The sequence below is a fragment of the Nostoc sp. genome, assembly GCF_036917615.1.
GTDB lineage: Bacteria > Cyanobacteriota > Cyanobacteriia > Cyanobacteriales > Nostocaceae > Nostoc.
On sequence record NZ_JBALCZ010000091.1, the window covers coordinates 152051 to 165732 of the forward strand.

Consider the following 13682-nt stretch of genomic DNA (forward strand, 5'->3'; position numbering starts at 1 on the left):
TACGAATTATTTTAACGGTGTTGGTTCTACTTCAGGATAAACAACAAGCGTCATGAACTGCAAATCACAACAGCAGCGAGCAATTAAAGCATTTGAAGATTTTTTGTCTACTCCCCTAGAAACGCTATTACAACGGCATCTCAACACTCAAACTTCGGCAGCTTTGAGTTTATTTCACGATGTGGCGGCTAATGTACCAGCCTACAAGGCTTTTTTAGCAGAAAGGGAAATTAATCCCGCGACTATTCAAACCTTAGAGGAGTTTCAAAAACTCCCAGCGATCGCTAAACAAAATTATATACTGCGTTATCCTTTAGCTGACTTGTGCCGCGACGGGCAACTCCAAGGGTGCGACATGATAGCTGCTTCATCAGGTTCTAGTGGAAAACCGACATTTTGGCCGCGTTTTTTCACAGATGAACTCCAAATCGCCACACGCTTTGAACAGATTTTTCACGATAGTTTTCATGCAGATACTCGACGTACCCTAGCAGTGATTTGTTTCACTTTGGGCACTTGGGTAGGTGGAATTTTCACCGCCAATTGCTGTCGTTATCTTGCTAGCAAAGGTTATCCTATCACTGTAATTACTCCTGGTAACAACAAAGAAGAAATCTTGCGAGTTGTCGAGGAACTAGGTTCAGCACGGCAGTCGCTACAACGGGGGGAACCCCCGCAAAGCGCTGCCTCATTTGAGCAAGTAGTGCTATTGGGATACCCGCCATTCCTCAAAGATGTGATTGATACTGGTATCGCCCGTGGTGTGGAGTGGCAGCAATATCAGATTAAATTAGTGATGGCGGGAGAAGTATTTAGTGAAGAATGGCGGAGTTTAGTTGCTCAAAGAGTTGGTTCACAAAATCCTTACTCTGATTTTGCATCACTCTACGGCACTGCGGATGCGGGAGTTTTGGGGAATGAAACACCGTTAAGTATCTGCATTCGCCGTTTTTTGGCAGAAAAGCCCGATGTAGCTCGAGCTTTATTTGGGGAATCGCGTTTACCCACACTAGTACAGTATGATCCTTGCAGTCGCTTTTTTGAAGTTCAAGATGGTAAATTGCTGTTTTCAGGAGACAACGGTATTCCCTTAGTACGTTATGACATCTTGGATACTGGCGGAATAATTAGTTATGATGCCATGCTGCAATTTTTAGCTGAATGGGGATTTAATCCGCTCGAAAATCTCCGTTTTGACACTCAACACTCACCCAGAGGTATTCATCAGCTACCTTTCGTTTATGTCTTCGGTCGTTCTAACTTTACAGTTTCCTACTTTGGCGCAAATATTTATCCAGAAAATGTGACGGTGGGATTAGAGCAACCAGTAATTCAAGAATGGGTGACAGGTAAATTCGTGTTGCAGGTGAAGGAAGATGCTGACAAAAATCGATTTTTATCTGTTGTTGTGGAGTTAGCACCAGAGGTAGAGGGTAGTGAAGCTCTAAAGCAAGCGATCGCATCTTCCATTCTTTCACAACTACTACGTCTAAATAGCGAGTTTGCTAACTATGTTCCCCCAGAATATCAAATACCAGAAGTTGCATTAGCCCCAATGGGTGATTCCGAATATTTCCCGATTGGGGTGAAACATCGTTATACCCGAAAGTAGGGTTTGATTTATAGAGCGTTTCCTAAGCAACTGGACATAATGCAGCCGCCGCAACCACTAAGGTGGCTGCGGCGGCTGTTGTCTGGCAAATTATTTGGCCTACTTGACAATTTCATATCGGGGAAAAGATTGACATGAATTTGTCAACATGAACATTAATTTGGCAATCTAAAACTATGAGTTGGGATAGTATTATATCTCAGTCATGCCACTACTGATTTCTTCAGAGCATTGCGCTTTTTCAAAGTAACTAATCCCAGACCTGCTAAAACGATTCCGGTAATTGCAGTGGGTTCTGGAACAGCAGTTGCCAGCTTCACATCATCAATATAAGAACCGTAAGTATTTAATGGCCCCGTATAGTTAAATTGGACCCGTGATAGTGCACTGGTAGCCTTGAAAGTCTTAGTAAAAATTGACCAAGCAGTATTTGAGCCACCAGCACCATCAGAAATACTCTCCGTGAAGATGTTACCAACATTGCTGGCATCATTAACCAAGACATTAAAGACATTCTCTGCGGCGGTTGTACCTGGACGAGCAGAGTGGGCAAAAGATAAAGTGTAGTCTTGTCCTGCTACAGTTGCAACGTCTTGGTATAAACCTAAGGGGTTTTGTGCATTAAATTTGCTTGGATCATAATTATCACTATCCAACTCAACTAGGTTAAAACCATCATAAGGAGAGCCAGCTGCATTACGTTGAACTTCAATTTTGCCGTTTGGTGTTGCAGTCCAACCGGTGATACTGGAATAGGTATTCCAAGTACCATTAGCCAAAATTGGATCTTCAAAACTGCCATTAACGAGTAGGTTAGTTGGGGCAGCTGATGCTGGGCTGATACCCACACAAGAAAGAGCAATGAACGCGGCACTAATTGATAAGGTTCTCAGTGATAATTTCATAATGAGTTGTTAGATAGGGAACAGATTATGTTGACACTCAAACCAAAGAAATTAACTTAAAAATCTGAGGTTTTCGTTTTTTTCTTTCACTTCTACACTTTAATTTTGGATGTATAAATCCGCAATCAAAAACGAGTATGTTTACCAAGCTTTCTTACAAATATTATTTTGATTAATTTGTTTATGAACTTGAATCTCAATTCTCCAAGTTTCGTATAAATACTGATGCCAGTAAGTATACATAAGGTTTAATTGCTCATCAAACAATCAAGCACAACAAACTTTTAAAGAATCAAAGCAACCTTGAGACTTAAATTGAACAGTTATAGGACTTCCACGTAGTACATAATTACTACATAGAATTTAGATATTTCAGCGATGTTTAGCACCCAGCGATGTCTCCGACGGGCTGTTAAGTGACGCAAAATTACCAAAAGCCAGATAGATATTAAAGAGACTGTTGCAGACAATGTAACAATAGCGATCGCAAATACTTTTAACCATACCCACCAGTGAACGCCCCTACCAATATCTCTGCACAAACTCAGAGTCGCAAAGCCGATCACATTCGCATCTGCTTAGAGGAAGATGTTCAGTGTGCTCAAATCACCAATGGACTGGAACGCTATCGCTTCACCCATTCTTGCTTACCCGAACTAAACCACAACGATATTGATATCAGTACAACTTTCCTGGGGAAACACCTTGACGCACCCTTGTTAATTTCTTCCATGACTGGCGGAACAGAACAAGCCGCAATGATTAACCAACGTTTGGCCCAAGTCGCGCAACACTGCAAAATTGCAATGGGTGTTGGTTCCCAACGGGTAGCGGTAGAAAAACCCCAGGTAGCTGATACTTTTGGTGTCCGCAAGTATGCCCCCGATGTTTTGCTATTTGCGAATCTGGGCGCTGTCCAACTTAACTATAAGTACGGCTTAGATGAATGTTTGCGGGTAGTTGATATTATAGAGGCTGATGCCCTGATTTTACACATTAATCCTCTACAAGAGTGCATTCAACCCCAAGGGGATACTAATTTTCGAGGTTTGCTTGACAAAATATCTAAATTATGCATTAAAGTGCCAGTGCCAGTGATTGCGAAGGAAGTTGGTAACGGCATTTCAGCAGCGATCGCCGAGAAACTGATTGCCGCTGGGGTAGCAGCAATTGATGTGGCGGGTGCGGGGGGTACTTCTTGGGCAAAGGTAGAAAGTGAACGGGCAGAAAATCCCTTGCAACGTCGCTTAGGGAGGACTTTTGCCGATTGGGGTTTACCGACGGCAGAATGCATTACAACTATTAGAGCGATCGCTCCAAATGTCCCCTTAATTGCTTCGGGAGGTTTGCGTCATGGACTGGATATTGCAGCAGCGATCGCCTTGGGAGCAGATATAGCTGGTTTAGCAATGCCCTTCCTGCAAGCAGCAGCAACATCAGAGACAGCTGTTGCCGAACTGGCTGAAGTATTAATCGCTGAAATCACTACAGTCTTATTTTGCACTGGCAACGCCACCTTGTATCAGTTAAAGCACTCTGACAGTTTACAGCGCATAGAATAAATTAAGTAGGTCATTAGTCAATGCCCTACGACGCTACTTGCTTCTCCTGTCGGAGACGCTCTTGCTAGCTTGCTTCTCCGTAGGGGTACAACCGGGGGAACCCCGGCAACGCAGTAGCTCCCCAATGCCCAATAACTAATAACTAATGCGTAATTTTATCAAACAAACTTTTGCTAGTTTAGTTGGCACCTTACTAGGATTAATTATTTTCGGTGGTCTGGGAACCACTGGACTGTTCTTGCTGATAATGGCTGCTACCTCCTCTAAAGATAGTGGGCCAAATGTGAAAGATAAGTCAGTGCTGGTTTTTGACTTGTCGATGAAAATTACTGATAGCGAACCTAGTACTGGCGAAGTGTTTCAAAACACAATATCAGGTGTGGATGACGAAAGGATATCACTCCGCAAACTTGTGGAAACTTTGGAAAAGGCGCGGCGCGATCCGCGAATTGTCGGGATCTACCTGGATGCAACTAGCACAAGCCAAGTTAGTAACGTCGGCTATGCCTCCCTTAAAGAAATCCGGAAAGCGCTGGAAGAGTTTCGCGCTGCTGGGAAAAAGATTGTCGCCTATGGTAGTGATTGGAGTAAAAAGGAATATTATCTTAGTTCAGTAGCAGATTCCATTGTACTTAATCCTCTGGGAATGATGGAAGTCAACGGTTTGAGTTCACAATCGATGTTTTTAGCGGGAGCATTGCAGAAATATGGCATTGGTGTTCAAGTCGTGCGAGTAGGGAAATTCAAAGGAGCTGTTGAACCGTTTATCCTCACAAAGCTGAGTCCAGAAAACCGCGAACAAACTCAGAAATTATTGGATGATGTTTGGGGAGAGTGGCGCACTGCTGTGGGCGCAAGTCGGAAAATTGAACCGGAACAGTTGCAGGCGATCGCAGATAATCAAGCACTATTGGAATCCACACAAGCCAAAACCAGCGGTTTAGTTGATCGAGTAGCATACCCCGATCAAGTGGTGTCTGACCTCAAAAAGTTGACAGATAGCGATAAAGACGACAAAACATTCCGACAAATTAGCCTGAATAGCTACGCACAAGTTTCCGGCAAATCTTTGGGTGTAGAACGTAACTCCAAAAATCAAATTGCCGTTGTTTATGCTGAGGGCGAGATTGTCGATGGTAAAGGAGAAGATGGGCAAATAGGAGGCGATCGCTTTGCGAAAATCTTCAACAAACTGCGACAAGATAAGGGTGTGAAGGCTGTTGTATTACGAATTAATAGTCCTGGTGGTAGCGCCACCGCAGCCGAAGTCATGCAGCGAGAAGTGAAATTAACTCGTGAGGCGAAACCAGTTGTGGTGTCGATGGGTGATGTCGCCGCCTCTGGTGGTTATTGGATTGCTAGCGACTCTAACCGCATTTTTGCGGAACCAAATACGATTACAGGCTCAATAGGGGTGTTTGGGATGCTATTCAATGGGCAAAAGCTGGCGAATGATAATGGCATTACCTGGGATTCGGTGAAAACTGCACGCTATGCTGATAGTCAAACAGTTTCGCGTCCGAAATCGCCTCAAGAGTTGGCACTTTATCAACGCAGTGTGAACCGAATTTATGATATGTTTCTGAATAAAGTTTCTCAAGGTCGGAAACTCCCAGAACAAAAAGTAGCAGAAATTGCTCAAGGACGGGTTTGGTCGGGTGTGGCGGCCAAAGAAATTGGTTTGGTGGATGAAATTGGTGGTTTGAATACTGCGATCGCATATGCTGCCAAGCAGGCGAAACTAGGAGAAGACTGGGAAGTCCAAGAGTATCCTCGCACTAGCAGCTTCGGAGAACGGTTTTTTGGGCGTGCAACAGAAGAGGCGCGGACTGCTTTGGGGATTGAGTCGGCGCAACTCAAATCAGCCAATCCCCTCACCGCTGAATTTCAGAAACTGCAACAGGAAGTAGGGATCCTGCAAAAAATGAACGATCCACAGGGGGTTTACGCCCGCTTGCCTTTCAACTTGAAGATTGAGTAGATGCTTTTATCTAAATATTAGTGGGCAGCAACTCACCGACTACGGCGAGGCGCATGGGTTACCCTCGCCAACGTCGTAATCAGACGTGAGTTCGTCGATGGGCTGGTTAACATTACACGACAAGAGTCAGGGTTGGCAGCGATCTTGAGAGATTTAACGGGATAAAGTCAGCTATGAGCATTTATTCTGTTGGGATTATCTAAACTAACCACTCTAAGTTCTATATTCTCAGATTCGGCAAAGCATCTTTGCCCAAGTAAGGCGATCGCTAAGCTAAAATTACCACTAACCGCACCTTTAAGGACGGACACCACTACAGTTACAAAGATTAAAAGCTACTTAACATTTAGTTACACTAAGAGATATCAAGAGGAGCGAAAGTTAACTTTTCGTTTCGCAAATCAAAGGTGAACGACATGAATGGCACAATTCGCGTTGGTAATCTCTTCGGAATTCCCTTCTATATCCATCCATCGTGGTTTTTAGTTCTAGGTTTAGTAACTTGGAGCTATAGCAGTGGACTGGCGGCGCAATTTCCCTTATTATCCGGGGGATTAGCTGTGTTACTAGGATTGATGACAGCGCTGTTGTTATTTGCCTCTGTCGTCGCCCACGAATTAGGACACAGTTTCGTCGCCATTCGCCAGGGAATTGATGTCAAATCAATTACACTCTTCATATTTGGCGGTTTGGCTAGCTTAGAAAAAGAGTCGAAAACTCCAAGTGAAGCTTTTTGGGTTGCGATCGCCGGGCCTTTAGTCAGTCTACTATTATTTGGTAGCGTTACAGCTATTGGTTTTGCTACCGCTGCATCCGGGCCATTAGCAGCAATTCTGGGTGTTTTGGCTTCTGTTAATTTGGCATTAGCACTATTTAATCTGATTCCTGGCTTGCCTTTGGATGGCGGTAATATCCTCAAAGCTGCTGTTTGGAAAATTACAGGTAATCCTTATAAAGGTGTAGTTTTTGCCAGTCGAGTTGGACAAATCTTTGGTTGGGTAGCGGTTCTTTCTGGTATAGTTCCACTATTATTATTTGGCAGCTTGGGTAACTTCTGGAACTTATTAATTGGTTTCTTCTTGCTACAGAATGCTGGTAATACAGCGCAATTTGCCAGAGTGCAGGAAAAACTTACAGGTTTAACAGCTGAGGATGCTGTAACGGTTGATAGCCCAGTGGTCTGTGCTAATCTTATCCTGAGAGAGTTTGCCGATCAGCGGGTCATGAGTGCAGAAAACTGGCGTCGGTTTTTAGTGACTGATGATGGAGGACAATTAATAGGTGCGATCGCTGTTGATAACCTGCGTTCCATTCCGACAGCTATGTGGTCAGAAACTCAAGTTAGGGAAGTAATGCAACCAATTTCACAATCTACTACAGTCCAATCGGATCAACCACTATTAGAAGTAGTGCAGCTACTCGAACAACAAAAGCTATCTGCGCTTCCCGTAGTTCGTAAAAACGGCTCTCTAGTGGGAATTTTAGAAAAAGCAGCGGTTATTCAACTACTCCAGAGCAGAACTCAACCTAACCCTGCATAGTTGTTTGATGAAAAAATACTCTTCTCAACCCTCCTCAGAAATCCTGAGGGGGTTTTTTCATAACATGAGGCATTAGAGCTGATTCGTAAACAAAAGCTTAAGATACCATTCGTAGCATCAGACGAATCAATGAGCCTTAAATCATATCATCTCTGTTGGAGTAACGATAATATCCCCACTACCCCACCCCGCCAGAACACGGTATTAAGTGATATCCAGCAAATAAACCGCATAGATTTTCTCAGAAATTTTACTGAACCATCAAGACAATAAATATTACTAATATATACATAAATATTGTCAGGATGCTGAATATGTCAGATTTACCGCTTCAGTGCCAAAATTTGAAAGAGCAGGTTGAGTTTATATTACAACTTTTACAGCAAGAACCAACGCTACGTTCTCAAGATATTACATCTGTACAAACTTCTTTAAGTAAGGTGATTTCTCCAAAGTTTGAGATTGTGTTTGCGGGTGCGTTTAGTGCCGGTAAATCAATGCTAATTAATGCACTGTTGGAGAGAGAATTACTGTACAGTGCAGAGGGACACGCGACAGGTACAGAATGCAAAATTGAGTATGCAGAAGTAGATAAAGAACGTGTTGTTTTGACGTTTTTAAGTGAAGCAGAGATTCGGGAACAAGCAGTTTATTTGTATCAGCAGCTAGGATTTAAGACAGTAGCTAATATTAACCAAGCTGATGTAATTAACTTGCTACGTCAAGATTCTGAAGCTATTATTCAGCAAGAAGGTGGTGAGAGTAAATCAGAACGTGCAAAACAGGCAAAGGCGTTAATCTTATTACTAGAGGGATATATAGCAAACCGCGATCGCATCAACACGGTTAATAATGCTACATATTCAATGGATCAATTTCACTTTTCCAATCTCAAGGAAGCGGCTGGATATGCCCGTCGTGGTAGTAATAGTGCAGTATTGAAGCGGATAGAATATCACTGTAATCATCCTCTGCTACAAGATGGGAATGTAATTATTGACACGCCTGGTATAGATGCGCCAGTAGAGAAAGATGCACAACTAACTTATGCCAAAATTCAACATCCTGATACTTCGGCGGTGGTATGCGTGTTAAAACCTGCTTCAGCGGGTGACATGACAAAAGAAGAAACAGAACTTTTGGAATTAATGCGGCAGAATGGGGGAGTACGCGATCGCGTTTTCTATATCTTCAACCGGATCGATGAGGCTTGGTACAATACCCAACTACGGCAACGATTAGATGATTTAATTAGTGGGCAGTTTCGCAATTCAAGCAAAGTTTATAAAACGAGTGGATTATTAGGATTTTACGGCAGTCAGATTAAACAGACAAGCCAACGAGATAGATTTGGTTTAGATTCTGTTTTTGCAGAAAGTATTAAAGGTTTAAATGGTAAGGAAGAAACACCACAATTTATCTATGCTTTTAACAACTACTGTGTAAATTCTGGAAAACTGTCTTCCACTAAATTCCGTGTCTCTGTTAACGGCTTTGAAACCCCAAATCAAAATTATCTGCGGATTTTGGGAGATTGGGGAAATGAACTTATAGAACAGCTAATTCAAGATAGTGGTACGAAGAATTTCGCACAGCTATTACTCGCTATCTTACGGAAGAAAAGCGCCCACAATTATTTAAAAATCTTGCTGATGATTTGGAAGATGTTTGTATTAAACTGAAGAAACATTATCAGAGTGTACAACGTAATTTAGATAGTCAGCCCCAAGAAATTGAGACTATGAAGGCGCAAGAGTTGCAACGCCTAAATCAGCAACTCCAGCAAATTGGTAATGAATTTAATGAGCATATCACACAAGAAGTTAACCAGATAATTAATAACTCCTGTGATGCTTTTGAAGCAGATTTTAAGCAATTGCAATCACGAATGATTCGCCGTTTAGATGAATTGCTAGATACTTTTTCTGTAGCTTCTGCTTATCGACGTGCAACCATCAGCCATCCTCGCAACGCTACCGCACCTTTAATTGCTATTTTAGTAGAGGCATTTTATTACTTAGCAAATCAATTAGAAGATATTTTGGTCGAATCTTCTCAGCAATTAATCGCCAATTTTTTCCAGAGATTGATTGAAAAGATTCGCAATTCAGAATATTATCGCCACTTGTATAGTTTATTAGATAATGATGCCAGAATTGAACAAGAGATCAGAATTTTAGAAAAACTAGTTACTCAAACACTGATGAGTGCAGCTAGCGTAGAGTGCGATCGCTTCGTGCGAGAAAGTCCGAGATTTTATGATGAAGGCACTTTTTCTATATATCAATTTCGCCAAACTTTATTACAAACTTCTCAAGGTTACGACGCTGAAAGTATCGTGGAAGCAGAACCAGCAATTAGGCAATTATTAAAGTTAGATTTTGAACCAAAAGTTTCCCAAACTATTCGTAAATCTTTCCGTCAAACCATCAATCAAACTCTGAAAACTCAGTTCTTACCAATGGCAGATCAGCAAGCAGATGCAATTTTGCAGCAATACCCACAGGCGCGTGCTTATTTAGAGAAAACACTGCAACAAGAAGCTGAAGAAAAAATTGCGAATAATCGGCGATTATTAAATGTTGTTGAAGTAAATATTGCAGCATATAATTCAGCAGCCTCTAATATTAATAGTTGTTTACAGTCGATGCAATTATATGACCATCTTTTGCCTCTAATTGATAATGCAGATTTTAAATATGCTACCCCTGGTTCATTAGACACTGATGGCAAATTTGCTAGTAATGGATTTGTAAACTCAGATGGTTTCGTTGATAAGGTAGTATAGGTTTAGTATTAATATCAGGTAAACACAGATAATTATAGATTTTTGTAGCTTGTAGTTAGTGAGTTTAGCACTTACTAATTACAGCTTTGTGTAAAGTAGAAAAGTTTCAACACTTGACGATCTTCGCCGCATGATTCATGAGTGAAATTAGTCAACAATAATTTACGTATCGCAATTCTATTTAATGTGTAAAAAATACCGCTATCCAGATCCCCGACTTCGTAAAAGTTGCCGGGGATCTAACTTTTTATGAATTATTCAGACGTTACTATAACCTATTAAAATTCGTCACTATCTCAATCAATAGTTATGCTTATCAAACGTCGGCAATTTCTTACAACCTGTGGACTGGCTACCCTAGCCACCCAAATACGATCACTTACCGCCCAAGGTAAACCATCTCCAAACACCATCCGCAAGCCGCCCCACCTGCAAGTGGGCGATACTGTAGGATTAATCGCCCCTGCGGGTATCGTTGACGCCAAAGACATCGAAGCAGCCCAGCAATCAATTTCACAATTAGGATTAAAAGTCAAGCAGGGGAAGCATATTTTAGACCGTTACGGGTATTTAGCGGGTAAAGATGCCGATCGCGCTGATGATCTAAACTTAATGTTTAGCGATCGCTCCATAAAAGCAATTATTGCCATGCGTGGTGGCTGGGGTTGTAATCGCATTTTACCCTTACTGAACTACTCGCTGATCCGCTCCCATCCGAAAATTATCATGGGCTACAGCGATATTACGACGCTGTTGTTGGCTATTAATGCCCGTAGTCAAATGATTACTTTTCATGGGCCAGTTGCCACATCTACCTGGAATCAATTTACAGTGGATTACTTCAAGCGCATCCTATTTAATGCTGAAGCGGTGATTATGCAAAATCTCAACCCTAGCGAAGTGCAAGTGGAGATAATAGCACCGGGAAAGGCCAAGGGTAAACTTGTGGGTGGAAACTTATCAGTGCTGTCAGCGATGGTAGGCTCACCTTACCTACCTTCCTGGAACAAAAGCATCCTGTTTGTGGAAGAAATTGGCGAGGATGTTTACCGTGTAGATAGGATGCTGACACAGTTAAAAATTGCTGGAATACTTAATCAAATTGCTGGCTTTATCTTTGGACAATGCACTAATTGTAGTCTTGGAGATGAACCCTCATTTACCTTAATGCAAGTATTGCAAGATCACATACTTCCTTTAGGTATTCCTGCTTGGTACGGTTCAATGATTGGTCATATTAAGGATAAATTTACCTTGCCAATCGGTGTAGAAGTGGAAATAGATGCTGAACTTGGGACAATACGAATGTTAGAGGCGGCTGTCAACCGATTTTAGATTTTAGATTGACCCTATGCCTAACAATTTTGGATTTTGAATTTTAGATTTATTGCACGTAGCTTACTTCTGGCAGAGTGAGTATAAATTGGGAGGCAATTCTTGGGGACGCTGTTCGCTTTTAGATCTTTTTTAATTTTGCGTAAAGTTGCGTGGGCGGCTCTGCCAACTTGAGTAAACTTTCCAAGACGGATTTTAAATCTTCTCTACGAGAGGCTCCGCCAACAATCCAAAATTTAAAATCCAAAATCTAAAATTCGCTGATTTTGATTAATATTTTGATAGACAGTATGAATTTCTCCTCGCTATGTTACGACTAACAGAAGTAAAGCTCTCACTTGATCATCCTGAAGATGAGATCAAGTCTGCCATCCTCAAAAAGCTGCAAATCACAGCCGAAGAATTGATCAGCTATTCCATCTTCAAGCGTAGCTATGATGCCCGTAAGAAAGAAGAGATCACCCTTGTTTATATTCTGGATGTAGAAACGACTCAGGAGACTTATCTACTCAAGCGCCTGAAAAAAGATCCCCATGTGATTGCCACGCCAGACATGAATTATCGCCCAGTGGCACGAGCTAGCAGCAATTTGGCGATTCGCCCCATTATCATTGGTACAGGGCCTTGCGGCTTGTTTGCAGGTTTGATGCTCGCCCAAATGGGCTTCTGCCCAATCATTTTAGAACGTGGCAAACAAGTCCGCGATCGCACCGTTGATACCTTTAACTTTTGGAAGAAAAAATCAGACTTCAACCCAGAATCCAATGTCCAGTTTGGCGAAGGTGGTGCAGGTACATTCTCCGATGGTAAACTCTACAGTCAAGTCAAAGATCCTCAACATTATGGGCGCAAGGTACTAACCGAACTCGTGAATGCAGGAGCCTCACCGGAAATTCTTTATATCAACAAACCGCACATCGGCACTTTCAAACTGGTCGGAATCGTTCAAAGTATGCGTGCCAAAATCGAATCCCTCGGTGGTGAAATTCGCTTTCAAAGTCGGGTGGAAGATATCAACATCGAAAATGGACAGGTGCGGGGAGTCACCCTTGCTAGTGGGGAATATATCGCCAGTGATCATGTAGTTCTGGCGGTGGGTCACAGCGCCCGCGATACCTTCCAAATGCTATTTGATCGCGGGGTTTACATTGAGCCTAAACCTTTTTCCATCGGCTTTCGGGTGGAACATCCCCAGTATCTCATTGACCAATGTCGTTTCGGCGCTCAAGCTGGTCATAAGCTTTTAGGTGCTGCCGATTACAAACTGGTTCACCACTGCCAAAATGGTCGTTCCGTCTATAGTTTCTGTATGTGTCCAGGGGGCTTGGTAGTTGCAGCCGCATCCGAGCCGGGGCGAGTCGTCACCAATGGAATGAGCCAATACTCTCGCAATGAGCGCAATGCTAATAGTGCGATCGTTGTGGGCATCACCCCCGGAGATTATCCTGGAAATGCCTTGGCGGGAATTAACTTGCAACGGCGCTTGGAAGAACGAGCTTTTGAGTTGGGCGGTGGGACTTATGAAGCTCCAGGGCAGTTGGTGGGTGATTTTCTCAACCATCGCCCCTCTACAGCATTGGGTACAGTTAAGCCATCTTATACACCTGGGGTACATTTGGGTGATTTGAGCCAGAGTTTACCAGATTATGCGATCGCCGCCATCCGTGAAGCACTTCCCGCTTTTGACAAACAAATTAAAGGATTTGCGATGGACGATGCCGTGTTGACTGGGGTGGAAACCCGCACGTCATCACCAATTCGGATTAAGCGCAAAGAGGATTATCAAAGTTTAAATACAGTCGGTCTTTATCCGGCTGGGGAAGGAGCGGGATACGCAGGGGGAATCCTCTCGGCGGGTATCGATGGGATTAAGGTGGCGGAGGCGGTGGCTTTAAGTATTTTGAGGAATTGCGATCGTAAAATCTGAAATAGTGAATGCGATGCCTACGGCGGTAAAC

8 protein-coding genes and 1 pseudogene are annotated in these 13682 nt (G+C 42.7%); 7 read left to right on the plus strand and 2 right to left on the minus strand.

Annotation, left to right across the window (positions count from 1 at the left end):
- Positions 1–52 precede the first annotated feature (52 nt).
- Positions 53–1612: a phenylacetate--CoA ligase family protein gene (locus V7K85_RS33565; protein ID WP_334820588.1), complete on the plus strand. Its 1560-nt coding sequence runs from the start codon at positions 53–55 to the stop codon at positions 1610–1612.
- 203 nt (positions 1613–1815) lie between these two features.
- Here V7K85_RS33565 and V7K85_RS33570 read toward each other — a convergent pair whose 3' ends face one another.
- A complete protein-coding gene (locus V7K85_RS33570; protein ID WP_334820590.1) occupies positions 1816–2517 on the minus strand; it encodes a DUF642 domain-containing protein in 702 nt (233 codons plus the stop codon).
- 512 nt (positions 2518–3029) lie between these two features.
- Between V7K85_RS33570 and fni the strand changes: the two genes are divergently transcribed.
- Together fni and sppA are read left to right on the plus strand one after the other, a co-directional pair.
- Entirely contained in the window at positions 3030–4079 is a 1050-nt protein-coding gene (gene fni / locus V7K85_RS33575; protein ID WP_334820592.1) for a type 2 isopentenyl-diphosphate Delta-isomerase, read from the plus strand.
- Positions 4080–4224: 145 nt separating this feature from the next.
- The gene (sppA, locus tag V7K85_RS33580) at positions 4225–6060 is read left to right on the plus strand and encodes a signal peptide peptidase SppA (RefSeq protein WP_334820594.1); all 1836 of its coding nucleotides are present in this window, start codon (positions 4225–4227) and stop codon (positions 6058–6060) included.
- A 167-nt stretch (positions 6061–6227) separates the two neighbouring features.
- On the opposite strand, the gene V7K85_RS33585 is transcribed toward sppA, so the two are convergent.
- Positions 6228–6374 (minus strand): hypothetical protein, encoded by a 147-nt coding sequence (locus tag V7K85_RS33585; protein WP_334820596.1) that lies wholly within the window; start codon positions 6372–6374, stop codon positions 6228–6230.
- 102 nt (positions 6375–6476) lie between these two features.
- Here V7K85_RS33585 and V7K85_RS33590 point away from each other — a divergent pair, with 102 nt between their 5' ends.
- From V7K85_RS33590 to V7K85_RS33605, 4 genes and pseudogenes are all read left to right on the plus strand, one after another.
- Complete coding sequence (locus V7K85_RS33590; RefSeq protein ID WP_334820598.1) at positions 6477–7601, plus strand: site-2 protease family protein; 1125 nt, start codon at positions 6477–6479, stop codon at positions 7599–7601.
- Between the two features lie 314 nt (positions 7602–7915).
- Positions 7916–10389: pseudogene (locus V7K85_RS33595) on the plus strand (dynamin family protein).
- Between the two features lie 309 nt (positions 10390–10698).
- Positions 10699–11724 (plus strand): S66 peptidase family protein, encoded by a 1026-nt coding sequence (locus tag V7K85_RS33600; RefSeq protein WP_334820600.1) that lies wholly within the window; start codon positions 10699–10701, stop codon positions 11722–11724.
- A 307-nt stretch (positions 11725–12031) separates the two neighbouring features.
- Positions 12032–13651, plus strand: coding sequence for an NAD(P)/FAD-dependent oxidoreductase (locus V7K85_RS33605; RefSeq protein WP_334820602.1), 1620 nt, complete (start codon positions 12032–12034; stop codon positions 13649–13651).
- Positions 13652–13682 lie beyond the last annotated feature (31 nt).

Coding starts and splice junctions, on each gene's coding strand:
- V7K85_RS33565 (WP_334820588.1), top strand. CDS start 53: ATGAACTGCAAATCACAACAGCAGCGAGCAATTAAAGCATTTGAAGAT.
- V7K85_RS33570 (WP_334820590.1), bottom strand. CDS start 2,517: ATGAAATTATCACTGAGAACCTTATCAATTAGTGCCGCGTTCATTGCT.
- sppA (WP_334820594.1), top strand. CDS start 4,225: ATGCGTAATTTTATCAAACAAACTTTTGCTAGTTTAGTTGGCACCTTA.
- V7K85_RS33590 (WP_334820598.1), top strand. CDS start 6,477: ATGAATGGCACAATTCGCGTTGGTAATCTCTTCGGAATTCCCTTCTAT.
- V7K85_RS33600 (WP_334820600.1), top strand. CDS start 10,699: ATGCTTATCAAACGTCGGCAATTTCTTACAACCTGTGGACTGGCTACC.
- V7K85_RS33605 (WP_334820602.1), top strand. CDS start 12,032: ATGTTACGACTAACAGAAGTAAAGCTCTCACTTGATCATCCTGAAGAT.